This is a genomic window from Klebsiella sp. P1CD1 (assembly GCF_003790505.1).
Taxonomy (GTDB): domain Bacteria; phylum Pseudomonadota; class Gammaproteobacteria; order Enterobacterales; family Enterobacteriaceae; genus Klebsiella; species Klebsiella variicola.
The window spans coordinates 2,324,285-2,341,278 of record NZ_CP033631.1 but is presented as its reverse complement, the minus strand read 5'-3'; the positions used below and the strand labels follow the sequence as shown (position 1 = coordinate 2,341,278).

Below are 16,994 nucleotides of genomic sequence, written 5' to 3'. Positions count from 1 at the left end.
CTCTTTAGGGGTATGGGTATACTCCAGGGGATAGCCGAGAATAAGCGCCACTCCCGGAGAGATCACCGGTCAGGAGCCACGCATTCCATGTTAAAACGTCTTTTTACTCCGCTGACGCTGGTCAATCAACTGGCGTTAATCGTGCTGCTCGCCACCATTATTGGCGTCGCCGGCATGGCGATCTCCGCGCGTCTGGTGAACGGCGTCCAGGGCAGCGCCCACGCGATTAACAAGGCCGGTTCATTGCGTATGCAAAGCTACCGGCTGCTGGCGGCGATCCCGCTGAATGAAAACGATCAAAAGCTGGTGTCGGACATGACCGCCACCGTCTTCAGCCCCGAGCTGCAAAATTCCGCCCGCCGCGACGGCCAGGAACAACAGTTAAAAGCGCTGCAGCAATACTGGCAGCAGGCGCTGGCCCCCGGCATGCAGCGTGCGATTAACCAGGCGGAAGTGGCTCAGGATGTCGCCGACTTTGTCGATCGTATCGACCAGCTGGTCACCGCATTCGACCACACCACCGAGCAGCGTATCGAGCGGGTAGTCTGGATCCATCGCATTCTCGCCATTGGTATGGCGCTGCTGCTGATTTTTACCATCATCTGGTTACGCGCGCGCCTGCTGCGGCCGTGGAAACAGCTGCTGGGCATGGCGCGGGCGGTCAGCCAGCGCGATTTCACCCAGCGGGCGCACATCAGCGGGCGTAACGAAATGGCGACCCTCGGCATGGCGCTGAATAACATGTCGGAAGAGCTGGCGGAAAGCTACGCGGTGCTTGAGCGGCGGGTGCAGGAGAAGACCGCCGGGCTGGAACAGAAGAACGAGATCCTTGCTTTCTTATGGCAGGCCAATCGCCGGCTGCATGCCAGCGCCCCGCTCTGCGAGCGGATTTCACCGGTACTGAATGGCCTGCAGGGGCTGACGCTGCTGCGCGATATCGAGGTACGGGTTTACGACCTGGAAGACGAAGATAATCACCAGGAGTTTACCTGCCACTCGGATGATGAGTGTGATGATAAAGGCTGCTACCTCTGTCCACGCAATCTGCCGCCGCTGCCGGATGGCGGAACAACGCTGAAGTGGCGGCTGTCGGATGCGCATAATCAGTACGGCATTCTGCTGGCGACGCTGCCGGTTGGCCGCCATCTCAGCCACGACCAGCAGCAGCTGGTGGACACTCTGGTGGAACAACTGACCAGTACCCTGGCGCTGGACCGCCATCAGGAGAAACAGCAGCAGTTGATCGTCATGGAAGAGCGGGCCACTATCGCCCGCGAGCTGCACGACTCCATCGCCCAGTCGCTGTCCTGTATGAAGATGCAGGTCAGCTGTCTGCAGATGCAGGGCGACGCCTTACCGGCGGAGAGCCGCCAGCTGCTGGGGCAGATACGCAACGAGCTGAATACCTCCTGGGCCCAGCTGCGCGAGCTGTTAACCACCTTCCGCCTGCAGCTGACCGAGCCGGGACTGCGCCCGGCGCTGGAGGCCAGCTGTCAGGAGTACAGCGCCCACTTCGGCTTTACGGTACAGCTTGATTATCAGCTTCCGCCGCGCTTTGTACCGTCGCATCAGGCCATTCACCTGCTGCAGATCGCCCGCGAAGCGTTAAGCAACGCCCTGAAGCATGCCAGCGCGACGGAAGTGACCGTGACGGTGTCACAACGCGATAATCAGGTCCGTCTGGTGGTGGCGGATAACGGCCGCGGCGTGCCGGATCACGCCGAGCGGAGTAACCATTACGGTTTAATTATTATGCGGGATCGCGCCCAGAGCTTGCGCGGTGACTGTCAGGTACGACGCCGGGAAACCGGCGGAACCGAAGTGATCGTCACGTTTATCCCGGAAAAAACGTTTTCCATCCAATAAGGAGACCCCCATGAGTCAACAGGAACGGGCAACCATCCTTCTCATTGACGACCATCCGATGCTGCGCACCGGCGTGAAACAGTTGATCAGCATGGCGCCGGACATCCAGGTGATTGGCGAGGCCAGCAATGGCGCGCAAGGTATCGAGCTGGCGGAATCGCTGGATCCGGACCTGATCCTGCTCGACCTCAATATGCCGGGCATGAATGGCCTGGAAACGCTGGACAAACTGCGTGAGAAATCCCTTTCTGGCCGGGTGGTGGTCTTTAGCGTCTCCAACCATGAAGAGGACGTTGTCACCGCCCTGAAGCGCGGCGCCGATGGCTATCTGCTGAAAGATATGGAGCCGGAAGATCTGCTGAAAGCCCTGCAGCAGGCCGCCGCCGGAGAGATGGTGTTAAGCGAGGCGTTAACCCCGGTGCTGGCCGCCAGCCTGCGCGCCAACCGCGCCACCTCCGATCGCGACATCAGCCAGTTGACCCCGCGCGAGCGCGACATCCTCAAGCTGATCGCCCAGGGACTGCCGAACAAAATGATCGCCCGTCGCCTGGATATCACCGAAAGCACCGTCAAAGTACACGTGAAGCACATGCTGAAGAAAATGAAGCTCAAATCCCGGGTGGAGGCCGCGGTATGGGTCCACCAGGAGCGAATTTTCTAAGGCGATTCCGTCCAGGAGACGCCAGGCGCGGTGAACTTGACCAGCGGCTCGGTCAGCGCCAGAGCGATCTCATTGGAGGAGACGCGCTGCCCCTGTTTATCCTCCACCACCACCGACAGGCGCCAGCGGTTCGCGGCGCCCGGTTCACTGTTCCACACCGGCATAATGACGCTCCAGCCATCCGCGCTGCTGGCATCCACCGGCGGCGTCAGGCTGAGGGCCTGGGTGTCACCCTGCCAGTGCAGCGCCTTGATGCCATGCAGACTATGGATCTGCAGCTTCAACTGCACCGTCTCCCCGGACTGCAGATCCCAGGGCGGCGTGGCCAGATAGACTGTCAGATTTTTGCGCTGACGATACTCCACCACCGGCAGATTATCCCGCTCCGCACTATCGAAGCGGCTCCCGCGCAGCGAATTGCTGATCGCTACCTCGTCTGCGGCCAGCTGCTGCTTAAGGGGGACGCCAAAGCGATAGTTTAGCTTCAGGCCCACATTGTTCTGGCTGACGCCATTTTCCCCCTGCTTATGCTTAGCGGTAACGGTGACCAGCGGGACCGGGGTGTAATTGAGCCCAACGGAGACGGCTACCGGGTTATGGTAGCCGGTACCGGTGTGAAAAAGATCGACGCTATCGCCGAAGTACTGTTCGACGCTGACGCTGGTATTAATGTGCTGGTAGAATGGTAGCCGCGCCTGGGCGGTGACGTCATACCCTGCGGCCATCCGCTGCTCCTGAGTCTGATTATCGCGCAGTTGCCAGTCGCCCAGCGGATGGTAATAGTTTGCCGACAGGCGAAGATATTCTCCCCACGCCTCCGCGCCGACGCTGCCGCGCGCCAGGCTTTCGCTCAACACTTTGTCGTAAAACGAGTTATAGCCCAGCAGCCAGCCACCGACCCGCCAGCGCTGACCAAGCCCGATGTTGCCCACCAGATCGTTCTCGCGCCGGGTCACCGAATACTGGTTCCACGTCAGGTAACGGTCGTTATCCTGCAACGGCACGAACCAGCTCCCTTTACTGCCGGTGAATTTGCCCTCTTTATCGACCAGCAGGTCGACATTGGCGTTGCCCCACGGCGAGAGCCAGCTCTCCAGCTGATGGCTCACTTCATTGCCGATTTTACTGATGGCGAACAGCTGCGCCTGCTCGCCCGCCGTCAGGCCGTTATCGCTCATGCTGGCCTCGCCAAACTTCTTCGCCACCTCAGCAAAGTGCCGGGCGTCGTCATCGACCTGGGGAGCAATCCCCATATCGGGCAGCGGATCTTGCGCTGGCGCGGGGCGAGTGGTGTCGCTGGCGGTCAGCGCCCAGACGGGAACGCCCGGCAGCAGCAGGAGAAAGGTCAACGTTGGCAACAAACGGAAGGACACAGGCATCAACAGATTTTGAGCAGGCTCACAAAAATGGGAAGAAATGTTAGTTTATCGTTTTTTCCCTGCTCCCGCAGCCCTGTGGGCAATTCCAGGAATATACTGAAACCGGTTGGGCAAGGTGTCGCCCAACCGGAGCCGTCGCTGCGCGCCACCGTTACGCCTGGGTTCGGGTTCGTTGCGCCGCCAGCAGCGCGTTGAGTTCCGGCACGCAGGAGCCGCAGTTGGTCCCGCATTTCAGCTTTCCACCCAGCGCCCCGACGCTGGCGCAGCCGCTGGCGATAGCCTCGTTAATTGACCGTTCCCCCACGCCAAAGCAGCTACAGACGATCCGCCCCCGCGGGGCGACGGCGGCGCCCGGTCGGCCGCTAAGCAACGCATGTCGCTGGACGGCATCGGACGGCGGCGCGGCAAAGGCGGCGCTTATCCATGCGCTATCCACCGCCGGCTCGCGCGCATCGCTCCACCAGCCGAGCATCAGCCTCCCCTGATGCCAGGCCAGCAGGTTCCATACCGCGCCGCCGTCAGCCACCTGTAGCTGCCAGCCGCGCCGGGCGCACCACGCGCTGATCCACTGTCGGGCAGACACCTCCCCGGCCAGCGAATAGTGCAGCACGCCAGGCGCCGCCCGCCGCCGCCAGTGCCAGGCGGCAGGAAACGGCAGCGGTTCGCGACAGAACAGCTCGCTGTGCCAGGCTGGTTGCCAGGCGGCGATGGCCACCGCCGCCTGTTTACTTTCCGGCTGGCCGGAATACGGGTCGGTGACGGCGGTCAGCAGGTTATTCACCCGCCCCTGACGGGCAAACTGATTGTTCCAGTGCATCGGAACAAACAGCGAGCCGGGGCGCTGCCCTTCACTGATCGTCACTTTCGCCACCATCACCCCATGCCGCGACCAGATCCGCGCCAGCCCGTCGGCGGGAAGCTGGTAGCGAACGGCATCCTGCGGCGCCACCTCCACCACCGGCTCCGCGATGTGCTGCATCAGCCGCGGCACCGTGCCGGTACGGGTCATGGTGTGCCACTGATCGCGGATCCGCCCGCTGTTGAGGATCAGCGGATAAAAGACATCGGTTGTCGCCCGGGTCGGTTGAGGCGTCACCGGCACCATCCGCAGCCTGCCATCGCCATGCCAGCCGCGCGCGATATCCCAGGCGGCCTCGCTGCGGCTGACCGGCCAGCGCACCGGCGCCATGGCGTCCCACGCCTCACGGCTGAGATCCGCCAGCGCGCCGATATCAAACGCCCGCTGACCGTCGTTTTCGAAACCGGACAGCGCCGCATGCTCGCGGAAGACGTCATGCGGATGCTGCCAGGCAAACGCCTCGCGATACCCCAGCGCCTGCCCCACTCTGGCGATGATCCACCAGTCCGCTTTCGCCTCCCCCGGCGGCGGCAGGAAGCTGCGCTGACGGGAGATCCGCCGCTCCGAGTTGGTGACCGTACCATTCTTCTCGCCCCAGGCCAGCGCCGGAAAGCGGATGTGGGCGAAATGTCCGGTATCGGTCTGGGCGGCGACATCCGAGACGATCACCAGCGGACAGGCGGCCAGCGCCTGGCTCACCGCGTGGCTGTCAGGGAGCGACACCACCGGGTTGGTGCCCATGATCCACACCGCTTTCACCTCGCCGCGGCCAATGGCGGCAAACAGCTCCACGGCGGTCAGCCCCGGGGTCTGCGCCAGCCGTTCCGTCCCCCAGAAGCGGGCCAGCCGCTGCAGATCGTCTGGCACAAAATCCATGTGCGCCGCCAGCATCGTCGCCAGCCCGCCGACTTCGCGGCCGCCCATGGCGTTGGGTTGACCGGTCAGCGAAAAGGGGCCGCAGCCGGGGCGGCCATACTTCCCGCTGGCCAGATGGACGTTGATGATGGCGTTACATTTGTCGCTGCCGCTGGCGGATTGATTGATTCCCATGGTGTAGAGGGTGATCGCCCGCGGGGCGGCGATAAACTCGCGATAGAAGGCCGCCACCTCATCGACAGTCAGGCCGCAAAAATCCGCTACCGTCGCCACGTCCCAGCCTCTCGCCTCGGCCAGCGCCTGTGAGCCATCGCGAAAGCCGTCGATGCAGGCTCCGGCCTGCGCCACGGCGTTAAGCAGCCCCACGAACAGCCCACCGTCGCTCCCCGGGGCCAGCGCCAGATGGCGGTCGGCGATCTCGCAGGTGGCAGTGCGCCGGGGGTCGATCACCACGATCCGCAGTCGGGGATTATCCCGCTTCGCCTGCGCCAGCCGCTGGAACAGCACCGGGTGCGCCCAGGCGGCGTTCGAGCCGACCAGCACCACCAGATCGCTGTTTTCCACATCCTCATAGCTACAGGGCACCACATCGGCGCCAAAGGCCCGTTTGTAGCCGGTCACCGCCGACGACATGCACAGCCGCGAATTGGTGTCGATGTTCGCCGCGCCGATAAATCCCTTCATCAGCTTGTTGGCGGCATAGTAATCCTCGGTTAACAGCTGGCCAGAGGCGTAGAAGGCCACCGCCTGCGGGCCGTGCTGGTCGATAACCTGTTGCAGGCGCGCAGCGGTCTCCGCCAGCGCCTGAGGCCAGGCTACCTGCTGGCCGTCCACCTCCGGTGCCAGCAGCCGCCCCGCCAGGCCCGTGGTCTCCCCGAGGGCCGCCCCTTTGACGCACAGGCGGCCGAGGTTGGCCGGGTGCTGATCGTCGCCGCGCACGCTCACCTGCCCCGCATCGTCCACGCTCGCCAGCACCCCGCAGCCTACGCCGCAGTAGGGGCAGGTCGTTCGGATGGTCTGCATCAGGAGGCCTCCGCTCGGGCCAGCAGCTGCTGGCTGCCCACCCACACTTTGCCGTTTTCCACTTTCACCGGCCAGGCGCGTACCGCCTGTTCACTGCCGTCGCACGGCCAGCCGTCGCGCAGGCGGATCCGCTGTTTGTACAGCGGGGAGATCACCACCGGCTCGCCGCCGACGTCCCCTAACAGCCCGCGTGACAGCACGTTGGCCGCGCTGCCCGGCTCGCGGTTGTCCAGGGCGTAGACCCGATCGCCAAAGCGGAACAGGGCAATCTGCCGCTCCCCTAAGCGGGCGCCGATCCCCGCCTGCGCCGGGATGGCGTCAAGGTCGCATACCGCCTGCCACGGCCGGGATGGGAGTTCGCCCTCGGGCAACGTCTCAGTCTGTAACAGCTGCGGCTGACCACGCAGCTCGTGGCGCTGCACCGCCTCGTCCGGCTGGTCGCTGTTCACGAAGGAGCGGAACAGCGCCAGACGCTGCGGATCGTTGAGGGTGGTCTGCCACTCGCACTGGTAGCTGTCGACGATCCGGGCCATCTCCTGCTCCAGCTCCTCGCCAATGCCGAGACTATCCTCCAGCACCACCTGCCGCAGATAGGCGACGCCGCCCTCCAGGTTATCCATCCAGATGCTGGTCCGCTGCAGGCGATCGGCGGTACGGATATAGAACATCAGCAGACGATCGATGCTGCGGATCAGCGTCGCTTCGTCGAGATCGCTGGCAAACAGGTCGGCGTGACGCGGTTTCATCCCGCCGTTGCCGCAGACGTACAGATTCCAGCCTTTATCGGTGGCAATCACTCCGATATCTTTTCCCTGGGCTTCGGCACATTCGCGGGTGCAGCCGGAGACCGCCATCTTGATTTTGTGCGGGGCGCGCAGCCCTTTATAGCGATGCTCGAGCCGCACGGCGAGCCCGGTGGAGTCCTGCACGCCGTAGCGACACCAGGTTGAGCCGACGCAGGATTTCACCGTGCGCAGCGACTTGCCGTAGGCGTGGCCGGTTTCAAACCCGGCGTCGGCCAGCTCGCGCCAGATAGCCGGCAGCTGTTCCAGCCGCGCGCCAAACAGATCGATACGCTGGCCGCCGGTCACTTTGCTGTAGAGCTGGTAACGTTTGGCGATCTGCCCGATAGCGATCAGCCCGTCCGGCGTCACTTCCCCCGCCGCCATCCGCGGCACCACCGAATAGGTTCCGTCCTTCTGAATGTTGGCGAAATAGCGGTCGTTGGTATCCTGCAGCGGCAGGTGCGCCGGCTTCAGCAGGTACTCGTTCCAGCAGGAAGCCAGCACCGAGGCCACCAGCGGTTTGCAGACATCACAGCCGTGCCCCTGGCCGTAGCGGCTAATCAGCTGCTCGAAGGTATGGATATGATTGACCCGTACCAGGTGGTAGATCTCCTGGCGCGACCACGGGAAATGCTCGCAGACGTCTTTTTTCACTTCGACGCCCTGCTCCGCCAGCTGGTACTCCATCACCTGTTTCACCAGCGCGCTGCAGCCGCCGCAGCCGGTGGCCGCTCTGGTGCAGCTTTTTATCGCCGCCATATCCCCCGCCCCATTGTTCACCGCCTGGCAGATATCGCCTTTGCTGACATTATGGCAGGAGCAGATCGGCGCGCTATCGGGCAGCGCCGCGACGCCGAGCGCCTTCGGCGCGGCGCCCTCCAGCGCGGGCAGGATCAGGCTCTCCGGACGCGGCGGCAGCGCCATGCCGTTCAGCATCATCTGCAGCAGCGTGGCATAGTCGCTGGCCTCCCCCACCAGCACGCCGCCAAGCAGGGTTTTGCCGTCCTGACTGACGACGATTTTTTTGTACACCTGCTGCGGACCATCGGTCCATTGATAGCTCTGGCAGCCCGGCGTACGCCCCTGCGCATCGCCAAATGAGGCGACGTCCACCCCCAGCAGCTTCAGTTTGGTACTCATGTCGGCGCCGCTAAAGCAGGCGTCTTCTCCCGCGAGGGTGGCCGCGGCGATACGCGCCATCTGATAGCCCGGCGCCACCAGACCGTAAATTTTATTGTCCCACAGGGCGCATTCGCCTATCGCCAGCACGTCCGGGTCAGAGGTGCGGCACTGGCCGTCGATGTGAATGCCCCCGCGTTCGCCCACCTGCAGCATGCAACCGCGGGCCAGCGCGTCCTGCGGACGGATCCCCGCCGAGAAGACCACCATGTCGGTCCGCAGCGCGCCGCCGTCGGCAAAGTTCAGCCGCAGGCCGTCGGCCTCGCGCACGATGGCGGTGGTCGCTTTGCTGGTATGCACCCCCACGCCGAGGGCGACGATCTTCTCCCGCAGCATCGCCGCCCCGCCGTTATCCAGCTGGACGGCCATCAGGTTCGGGGCAAACTCCACTACGTGCGTGTCCAGCCCCAGCTGTTTCAGGGCGTTAGCCGCCTCCAGCCCGAGCAGGCCGCCGCCGATAACCACTCCGGTCTTCGCCGCGGCGGCATGGGCGGCGATACGGTCGAGATCGTCAAGAGTGCGGTAGACAAAGCACCCGTCGAGATCGTTGCCAGGGATCGGCGGAACAAAGGGATAGGAGCCGGTCGCCAGCACCAGTTTATCCCAGTGGGTTTCATGTCCCTCGGCGTCTCGCACCAGCCGCGCGTCGCGGTCGATCGTCGCCACCGCCTCGCCGAGGCGGAGTTCGATGCCGTGCTGGTGAAAGAAATCATCGGCCACCAGCGACAGCGATTGAGCGCTGCGCCCGGCGAAATATTCGGAGAGATGGACCCGGTCGTAGGCGGCGTAACGCTCTTCGCCAAACACCACGATTCGATATTGCTGATGCAGGTTGCGGCTCACGCATTGTTCGAGAAAATGGTGGCCGACCATGCCATGTCCCACCAGCACTAATACAGGTTTCGTCATCGTCATTATTCCTGCAGCCTGCGGCTGCGTTGAAGAGGGGTCAAAAAGCCAGTCCGCGGTGGCGGGCTCGTCGCTTTCCAGGCGCGCGGTGAGCGCGGCGGCGGCGGTGCAGTCGCCCATCAGCAGCACGCCGCGCAGGCGGCCGTCGCGCAGCAGCAGGCGACGGTAGTGGCGATCGATGGGGTCCCAGCTGGTATAGATGTCATCCTGTTCGCCGGCCTGCTGCTCCCCGACGCTAAAGAGTTCAATGCCGGTAACCTTCAGGCGGGTCCCGGCGTCCTGCCAGACAAAGCCCTCACCGGGGGCGCCGCACAGGCGATCCGCCAGTACCTCGGCCTGGCGCAGGCAGGGAGCCACCAGCCCCCAGGTCTGGCCGTCAATTTCGCAACATTCCCCGACGGCGCTGATCCCCGGCAGCGAGGCGGCCATCTGGCGGTCAACCACGATCCCCCGCTGACACAGCACGCCGCTCTGCGCCGCCAGACGGCTGTTAGGCTGCACGCCGGCGGCCAGCACCACTCTGGCAGCACGGAAAGCGCGCCCGTCCGCCAGCCGCACGCCATCCTCTTCGATGGCGGCGATCCGGCATTCCAGCACACAGCGGATGCCGCGCGCTTCAAGCTGCTGCCTGAGCTCATCGGCGGCAAAAGCGTCGGTCAGCGGCGCCATTAATCCGCTGCCACGATGCAGAAGAGTGACCTCCCCGCCGTGGCGACGCAGCGCCGCCGCCGCTTCCACACCCAGAACCCCACCGCCAATCACCACCGCCGGCCCGGGTATCGCCAGAATACGTTCCACGTCCGCCAGGGTGCGGAAGGGGATAACCTGCGGACGATCACTGCCCGGCAGCGGCGGGATAAAGGGCCGCGAACCGGTGGCGAACACCAGCTCGTCCCACGGTAGCCAGGTTTCCGCGATGCGCAGCCGCCGTTGCTCAACATCGACTTCATCGACCGCCTCGCCGGACCGCAGGCACACCCCGTGCCGGGTGTACCACTCCGCCGGCAGCAACGGGAGCTGCGCCGCCGTTTTTTCGCCAGCCAGCAGCGGCGAGAGCTGAATGCGGTTATAGGCCGGATGCGGCTCGTCGCCGACGACAGTAATGGCAAACTGCGCGGGGTCGCGCTCAACCAGTCGCTGCACCAGTCGGGTGGCCGCCATGCCGTTACCGATCACCACCAGTCGCCGCGTCATGACCGCCTCCTCACGCCGCTTTCGGCTGTTTTTCATACAAAAAATGCAGAATCTGCTGGCGCAGATGGTGATACCGGCTGTCGTCCGCCAGCTGAACGCGGTGACGCGGACGCGGCAGATCGACCGCGAGGATCTCGCCCACCGTCGCCGCCGGACCGTTGGTCATCATCAGCACCCGATCCGAGAGCAGCACCGCTTCATCAACGTCGTGGGTGATCATGACGATGGTGGTATTAAGCTCCTGCTGAATATGCATCACCGTGTCCTGGAGGTGGGCGCGGGTCAGCGCGTCCAGGGCGCCGAAGGGCTCATCAAGCAACAGCACCTTCGGCTTCATCGCCAGCGCCCGGGCGATACCTACCCGCTGCTTCATACCGCCGGAGATCTCCCCGGGACGTTTGTGCAGCGCATGCCCCATCTGCACGCGCGCCAGGTTGTGTTCGATCCACTCCCGGCGCTCACTCTTGCTCATGGTGCGACGGAACACCTGATCCACCGCCAGCGCCACATTATCGAAACAGCTCAGCCACGGCAGTAGCGAGTGGTTCTGGAAAACCACCGCCCGCTCCGGCCCGGGCCCGGCGATTTCCCGGTTATCGCACAGCAGTCCGCCCTCGGTGGGCGTCGTGATCCCGGCGATCAGATTCAGCAGGGTCGATTTTCCGCAGCCCGAGTGGCCGATCAGACTGATGGTCTCCCCTTCGACGATATCGAAGGAAACATTCTGCAGCGCCAGGAACTCGCCGCTGGCGGTGTTAAAGCGCTGGCTGACGGCCTGCACCTGAATTAATGGTTTCATGTTGGCTCCTTATTTGTCCTGCCAGCTAAAGCGGCGGGCGAGCAGCATCAGACCCTGCTCCAGCAGCAGGCCGACGACGCCGATAATGACGATGGCGATGATGATGTTTTCCACATTGAGGTTGTTCCACTCGTTCCAGATCCAGAAGCCGATCCCCAGCCCGCCGGTGAGCATTTCCGCCGCCACGATCACCAGCCAGGCGATGCCGATGGAGAGACGCACGCCGGTGAGCACCGCCGGCAGCACTGCCGGAAAGAGAATTTTGCGCATCACCGTCCACTCCGAGAGCTGGAGGACGCGGGCGACATTGAGATAGTCCTGCGGGATCCGCCGCACGCCTTCCGCGGTGTTGATCACCATCGGCCAGATGGAGCAGATAAAAATGGTCCAGCTGGAGGCCGGCTCCGCCTTCTGGAACAGCAGCAGGCCAATCGGCAGCCAGGCCAGCGGGCTGACCGGGCGCAGCAGGGCAATCAGCGGATTAAACATGCGGGCGAAGAACAGCGAACGGCCGATCAAAAACCCCAGCGGAATGCCCGCCAGCGCCGCCAGGCCGAAGCCCACCGCCACGCGCTGCAGGGAGGCCAGCACGTTCCAGCCGATGCCCATGTCATTGGGCCCGTCCTGATAGAACGGATCGGCAAACAGCGTCAGCGCCGAGTCCAGCGTGCTCAGCGGCGTGGGAAAACCTTTGCTGTGCATCGCCGCCAGCTGCCAGGCCAGCAGCAGCACCCCCAACCCCAACAGCGGGGGCAGCAGGCGCTGAATGAGCTCACGCAGCCAGCGCGTGACGGTTGGCGTGGTGCGCCGGACCTGCACCGGCGGCAGGATAATCACTTCGCCAGGCGCGTTCTCCACGCTGACGACCGGTTGCTTACGTTGTGCCTGCTTCATCTCATGCCCCCTTACGTTGAATGGCAAAATGGCGGGCGTAGCCTTCCGGGTCAGACCCGTTCCAGACCGTACCGTCCATCAGTGTGCTGTTACGCATCGTGGCTGCCGGGGTGCTGATCCCGCCGACCGCCTGGGCGGCAGCCTGCCAGACGTCGATGCGGTTAATGCGCGACGCCACCGCGAGGTAATCCGGAGCCTGCTTCAGCAACCCCCAGCGGCGGAACTGGGTGAGGAACCACATTCCGTCCGACAGCCAGGGGAAACTCACCTCGCCCCCGGCCCAGAAGCGCATCGGATGGGCATCCTGCCAGCGGCGGCCGAGGCCGTTGTCATACTCCCCAAGCATCCGGCCGGTGAGGTACTGTTCCTTGGTATTGAGCCAGCCACGTCTGGCGAGCAGGCGGGCCGTCTCCTGAGTGTTCTCCGGCGAGGCGGCGATCCAGCGCTGCGCCTCCATCAGGGCCGCCACCAGCGCGCGGGCGGTGTTCGGGTTACGTTCCACCCAGTCGCGACGGGTGCCCAGCACCTTTTCCGGATGCTCGGGCCAGATATCCTGGGAAGTGGCCGCGGTGAAGCCAATGCGGTCGTTAATGGCGCGCGCGTTCCACGGCTCGCCGACGCAAAAGCCGCTCATATTGCCGATGCGCATGTTCATCACCATCTGCGGCGGCGGCACCACGACGGTGCGCACATCGTTAAAGGGATCGATGCCGGCGCTCGCCAGCCAGTAGTAGAGCCACATGGCATGGGTGCCGGTGGGAAAGGTATGGGCGAAGGTGTAGCTGCCCGGCGCGCTGCGGTCGATCAGCCGTTTCAGCCCGCCGAGGTCGGTTACCCCTTTCTCCTGCAATTCACCGGAGAGGGTGATGGCCTGACCATTGCGGTTGAGGGTCATCAGATTAGCCATCGCCTGCGGCTTGCTGGCGATCCCCAGTTCAAGACCGTACAGCAGGCCGTAGAGAATATGTGCCGCGTCCAGCTCGCCGGCCACCAGCTTGTCGCGCACCGCCGCCCAGCTGGCTTCCTTACTCGCCACCAGGGTGATGCCATACTTTTTGTCAAACCCCTTCGCCGCGGCGATAGCCAGCGGCGCGCAATCGGTCAGCGGAATAAATCCGACCCGCACGCGGGTTTGCTCCGGTTTGTCCGATCCGCCGGCCCATGCGGCCTGCATCCCCCCCGGCAGCAGCATCGCGCCGCCCAGCGCGGCCCCTGCCTGCAGCAAGCGCCGCCGGGAAATTGAAAACTTGTCGCTCATATCCGCTCCACCACGCGCAAAAAAAAAGCGTCCGACAGTGCATACGCACTGCAGGACGCCTTTATCCACGGACACCCGAACCGCCATTGGTTCGTTGTCCGGACTTTTATTCACTCAATAAGTAATGCAAACGGGATGCCAGCTTTGGCAATCGCGCGCTGGCAGGCTTTTTCCCAACGTTGGCCGGTTTTTCACGTAAAAGTGCACCGCCGGCAGGCAAAGAATGCCCATCGATTGTGCATCTACTCCTTTGGTGTTAGCGGCCAAATCGCCTTCACCATCAGCAGCGCGCGGGCTATCTCAACCATGCGCTGGTTTTTGTCCATGGCCATCTTGCGCAGCGTCTGCCAGGCCTGCTCCTCCTGCATTCCCTGGTGCGTCATCAGCAGGCTTTTCGCTTTTTCTATCAGCTTGCGTTCTTCGAGCGCGTCTTTCAGCGAGGCCAGCTGGCTGGAGAGCTGCTGTAGCTCATAGGCCTGCTGGCGCACCAGCGGCAGCAGCTGTTTATCCAGATGCGGCGTCAGGGTATCGACTTCCTCGCCGGGCAGCCAGCCAGGCGCGTCGTCCACTAACAGCGTGTCGGTGGCGTTCAGTAGATCGTCGATCAATTGCTCTTCCACTTCGCGCAGGTGTTCAAGCCGCTGGGTTTGCAGGCCAAACCAGCGCAGCGCCGTTTCCCCGCCGTCGGCGGCCGGCTGGCGGGTGCAGGCGATCCGCCGCAGCTGCTCAATGTCCAGGCCGGCCTGGCATTGGGTGATAAACAGCTGGACGGTCGCCGGGCTGCCCAGCGCCTGAAAGCTGTCGAAGCAGGGCTGCTGACCGTCAATACGGTCCACCAGCTGCTGGCGCAGGCTGTCGCTGAACTCGCCGCGGGTAAAGCCCAGAGCGCCCAGCGCGCGCTCCTGACCCACCAGCTCTTTACCCTGCATAAAGCTGTACAGCGCGACCATGCGGCCGGCCACCGGCGGATCGTCAATGCTGTCATTGAGCTGCGGGACGATATTCAGCAGATGGCGGATGACACGGCTGAACTGCTCCGTCGCGGCTTCCGCGGCAATCTGCCGGCGGGCGATCTGCTCACGCAGCGCCGGAAGCTGCAGCAGATCGCCAACCGCCCTGGCAATGCGCCAGCACAGCGCGCTGCCGGCGACCGTACGTGCCCGTTCGAGGCTGGCATAGAACAGCGCTAACCGCTCATCAACCAGCGCCCCGCCCGCCCGACACTCCGCCGCATACAGTTGGCCGCCCGAGCAAAGAAAAATATTCGACGCCCCGCGCTCACACTGCAGCATATGCACCAGCGCGCTGAGCTGGCTGGCCAGTTCTCCCAGTTGGCTAAGCTGCTGAAGCTGTTGTTTTTGCAGGCGACGCGCCAGCTGCAGCCAGGCCGTCTCATCGTGCGCGTGACCAGTCGTATTATTCATACCCCTCCTCCGGGTTAACGCTTTATACTGCGGTAAAGCAATAACCGTGCCTTTAAGAAGGAGTTTGTATGCAACGTATTGTGATTATCGCCAACGGCGCCGCCTATGGCAGCGAATCCCTGTTCAACAGCCTGCGCCTGGCCATTGCCCTGCGCGAGCAACAGTCCGACCTCGATCTCAAGCTGTTTCTGATGTCCGACGCCGTCACCGCCGGGCTGCGCGGGCAGAAGCCGGCGGAAGGATACAATGTGCAGCAGATGCTGGAGATCCTCACCGCCCAGCAGGTGCCGGTGAAGTTGTGCAAAACCTGCGCGGACGGCCGCGGCGTCAGCGCGCTACCGCTGATTGACGGCGTGGAGGTCGGTACTCTGGTTGAGCTGGCCCAGTGGACGCTGGCGGCAGATAAAGTGCTGACCTTCTGAATGTAGGCCGTCGAACGGGATGAAATGTCACGTATTGGCGCTTGAAGAGACAAAAAAAACGTTAGCTGAATGCTTTCAGGAACAACGTCATTTTTGTTTAATCTTTATCCCTTTTTTTGATCAAAATCAGCATCCCGGCCCGCGCCGTTTGGTGTGATGCACAGAGCAAAGTGTGAACAATATCACGCGAGGACTGGGTGGGCAGGATGCTGTAGCGGGACAGAAACGGGGTACAAAAATGGCGATGGTTAAAGCAAGTTTGACGTTATTTGGTGGTGACACACTGGTGGTGCGGTGTTCAGAGCGCTGCCATATTCATCTAATGAGCGCGAAGGTCCCGGGCGATAGCCATGCGGATATTCTGAGCGTGCAGGATCGGGATAGCGCCTATCTGACGGTGCCCTACAGCGGCACCTGGAACGTGCTTATCGACAGTCACAGCCAGTCACTGGAGCACTCCATCAGCTACGTTCCGGCCTGACAGTTACTATCAGAACACACGCCCGGCCGTGCCGGGCGTGAGATTCATGACAAACCTCATGCAATCATTGTGCTTGCAGATTGCACCAGAAAAATAACAGGGAAAATCAATTTATTGATTTTCGGCTGATAACCACCAGTAAGGAAAAACCACGCTTTTTCCTTACTGGTCAGCAATCGGACGCCCGGCCGTGCCGGGCGTTTTTCTTTTCCGCGCGCTCAGGCCAGGCCCGGCGTCGGACTCTCGCCCAACAGCGCGCGTACGCTGGCCACCAGGTCATCGAGACTGGCGTCGTGCATCCCCAACTTGCTTAGCGCCTGCTCGAGCGAAAACAGATACTGGGCGTTGGTGCCGAGCGGCCCGCTGGCCCGGGCGATCAGCGGGGCGATAACCTGGGCGCTGGTATCCGGTTCAAACAGTGGGTGGCGCGGATCCATAATAAACACCAGGGCATTCACCGTCCGTCCGTCGTCCAGCTCCAGCTTGCACCAGGTAGGCAGATAGCAGCCGGTGATCATCTCCCGCTTCCACAGCAGGGTCAGTTCTTCTTCCAGCGTGTCGTCAGGCAAACGATAGGCGACGCCGGTGGTTCGGCCGCCCTCTTTGAGAGCCAGCATGCGTCCCGGCTGGCAGGCGCTACCGCGCCCGGCGGTCAACCGCAGGCAAAACGCACGATGCCAGCCCGGCAGCGTCCCGGTGCAGGACTCGCGATAATTGAGCGCCGGGTTCCAGATAAGCGAACCGTAGCCAAAGATCCACACTGAGCCATCATCCGGGCGGCAGGCCAGCGTCGCCGCCAGCGAGGCTGCACGTTGTTCTGCCGACCAGAGTAGCGATTCCTCAATAGCGCCAAACGCTGTCTTACAATCCGCATTCATTAAGAAATCACGAGTTAACACTGTTTACTACCTCCGCCACTGCCCGCTTCCCGGCGTTCGTCTCATGCATCCGTTAATATTGCTGAAATATTATCCAGCTTTATCCT

Annotated in this window: 12 protein-coding genes; 4 read left to right on the top strand and 8 right to left on the bottom strand. The window is 63.1% G+C overall.

The genetic code is table 11. The features are described from left to right. Window positions 1-87 precede the first annotated feature (87 nt). Both narX and narL read left to right on the top strand, forming a co-directional pair. Window positions 88-1,866 carry a nitrate/nitrite two-component system sensor histidine kinase NarX gene (narX, locus tag DTA24_RS11670; RefSeq protein WP_012541350.1) on the top strand — a complete coding sequence of 593 codons (1,779 nt, stop codon included), beginning with the start codon at window positions 88-90 and terminating at the stop codon, window positions 1,864-1,866. Window positions 1,867-1,876: 10 nt separating this feature from the next. Then, window positions 1,877-2,527, top strand: coding sequence for a two-component system response regulator NarL (gene narL, locus DTA24_RS11665; protein ID WP_002910198.1), 651 nt, complete (start codon window positions 1,877-1,879; stop codon window positions 2,525-2,527). Here narL and DTA24_RS11660 read toward each other — a convergent pair. The 7 genes from DTA24_RS11660 to nasR form a co-directional block, all read right to left on the bottom strand. Beyond that, complete coding sequence (locus tag DTA24_RS11660) at window positions 2,524-3,906, bottom strand: YchO/YchP family invasin (RefSeq protein ID WP_110196298.1); 1,383 nt, start codon at window positions 3,904-3,906, stop codon at window positions 2,524-2,526. The genes narL and DTA24_RS11660 overlap by 4 nt on opposite strands. Before the next feature lie 151 nt (window positions 3,907-4,057). After that, window positions 4,058-6,664, bottom strand: a complete 2,607-nt coding sequence (locus tag DTA24_RS11655; RefSeq protein ID WP_110196299.1) for a nitrate reductase — start codon at window positions 6,662-6,664, stop codon at window positions 4,058-4,060. Next, a complete protein-coding gene (gene nirB, locus DTA24_RS11650; protein ID WP_110196300.1) occupies window positions 6,664-10,731 on the bottom strand; it encodes a nitrite reductase large subunit NirB in 4,068 nt (1,355 codons plus the stop codon). Before nirB ends, DTA24_RS11655 begins: the two co-directional genes overlap by 1 nt. Before the next feature lie 10 nt (window positions 10,732-10,741). Beyond that, window positions 10,742-11,530 carry an ABC transporter ATP-binding protein gene (locus DTA24_RS11645; RefSeq protein ID WP_004145418.1) on the bottom strand — a complete coding sequence of 263 codons (789 nt, stop codon included), beginning with the start codon at window positions 11,528-11,530 and terminating at the stop codon, window positions 10,742-10,744. A gap of 9 nt (window positions 11,531-11,539) precedes the next feature. Continuing rightward, complete coding sequence (ntrB, locus tag DTA24_RS11640) at window positions 11,540-12,424, bottom strand: nitrate ABC transporter permease (RefSeq protein WP_008804396.1); 885 nt, start codon at window positions 12,422-12,424, stop codon at window positions 11,540-11,542. 1 nt (window position 12,425) lies between these two features. Next, a complete protein-coding gene (locus tag DTA24_RS11635; RefSeq protein ID WP_063105869.1) occupies window positions 12,426-13,682 on the bottom strand; it encodes a CmpA/NrtA family ABC transporter substrate-binding protein in 1,257 nt (418 codons plus the stop codon). 242 nt (window positions 13,683-13,924) lie between these two features. Further along, complete coding sequence (gene nasR / locus DTA24_RS11630) at window positions 13,925-15,106, bottom strand: nitrate regulatory protein NasR (RefSeq protein ID WP_012967812.1); 1,182 nt, start codon at window positions 15,104-15,106, stop codon at window positions 13,925-13,927. Between the two features lie 68 nt (window positions 15,107-15,174). On the opposite strand from nasR, the gene DTA24_RS11625 reads away from it, so the two are divergent. Continuing rightward, entirely contained in the window at window positions 15,175-15,528 is a 354-nt protein-coding gene (locus DTA24_RS11625) for a DsrE/DsrF/TusD sulfur relay family protein (protein ID WP_012541343.1), read from the top strand. A gap of 238 nt (window positions 15,529-15,766) precedes the next feature. Further along, complete coding sequence (locus DTA24_RS11620) at window positions 15,767-16,009, top strand: DUF1883 domain-containing protein (protein ID WP_002910387.1); 243 nt, start codon at window positions 15,767-15,769, stop codon at window positions 16,007-16,009. Window positions 16,010-16,227: 218 nt separating this feature from the next. Here the strand turns inward: DTA24_RS11620 and DTA24_RS11615 are convergent, their stop codons facing one another. After that, complete coding sequence (locus DTA24_RS11615; RefSeq protein ID WP_004203203.1) at window positions 16,228-16,908, bottom strand: gamma-glutamylcyclotransferase; 681 nt, start codon at window positions 16,906-16,908, stop codon at window positions 16,228-16,230. Between the last annotated feature and the right edge of the window lie 86 nt (window positions 16,909-16,994).

Excerpts from the sequence above, each read along its gene's own strand:
- narX (WP_012541350.1), top strand. The coding sequence starts at position 88 with ATGTTAAAACGTCTTTTTACTCCGCTGACGCTGGTCAATCAACTGGCG.
- narL (WP_002910198.1), top strand. The coding sequence starts at position 1,877 with ATGAGTCAACAGGAACGGGCAACCATCCTTCTCATTGACGACCATCCG.
- DTA24_RS11660 (WP_110196298.1), bottom strand. The coding sequence starts at position 3,906 with ATGCCTGTGTCCTTCCGTTTGTTGCCAACGTTGACCTTTCTCCTGCTG.
- DTA24_RS11655 (WP_110196299.1), bottom strand. The coding sequence starts at position 6,664 with ATGCAGACCATCCGAACGACCTGCCCCTACTGCGGCGTAGGCTGCGGG.
- nirB (WP_110196300.1), bottom strand. The coding sequence starts at position 10,731 with ATGACGCGGCGACTGGTGGTGATCGGTAACGGCATGGCGGCCACCCGA.
- DTA24_RS11645 (WP_004145418.1), bottom strand. The coding sequence starts at position 11,530 with ATGAAACCATTAATTCAGGTGCAGGCCGTCAGCCAGCGCTTTAACACC.
- ntrB (WP_008804396.1), bottom strand. The coding sequence starts at position 12,424 with ATGAAGCAGGCACAACGTAAGCAACCGGTCGTCAGCGTGGAGAACGCG.
- DTA24_RS11635 (WP_063105869.1), bottom strand. The coding sequence starts at position 13,682 with ATGAGCGACAAGTTTTCAATTTCCCGGCGGCGCTTGCTGCAGGCAGGG.
- nasR (WP_012967812.1), bottom strand. The coding sequence starts at position 15,106 with ATGAATAATACGACTGGTCACGCGCACGATGAGACGGCCTGGCTGCAG.
- DTA24_RS11625 (WP_012541343.1), top strand. The coding sequence starts at position 15,175 with ATGCAACGTATTGTGATTATCGCCAACGGCGCCGCCTATGGCAGCGAA.
- DTA24_RS11620 (WP_002910387.1), top strand. The coding sequence starts at position 15,767 with ATGGCGATGGTTAAAGCAAGTTTGACGTTATTTGGTGGTGACACACTG.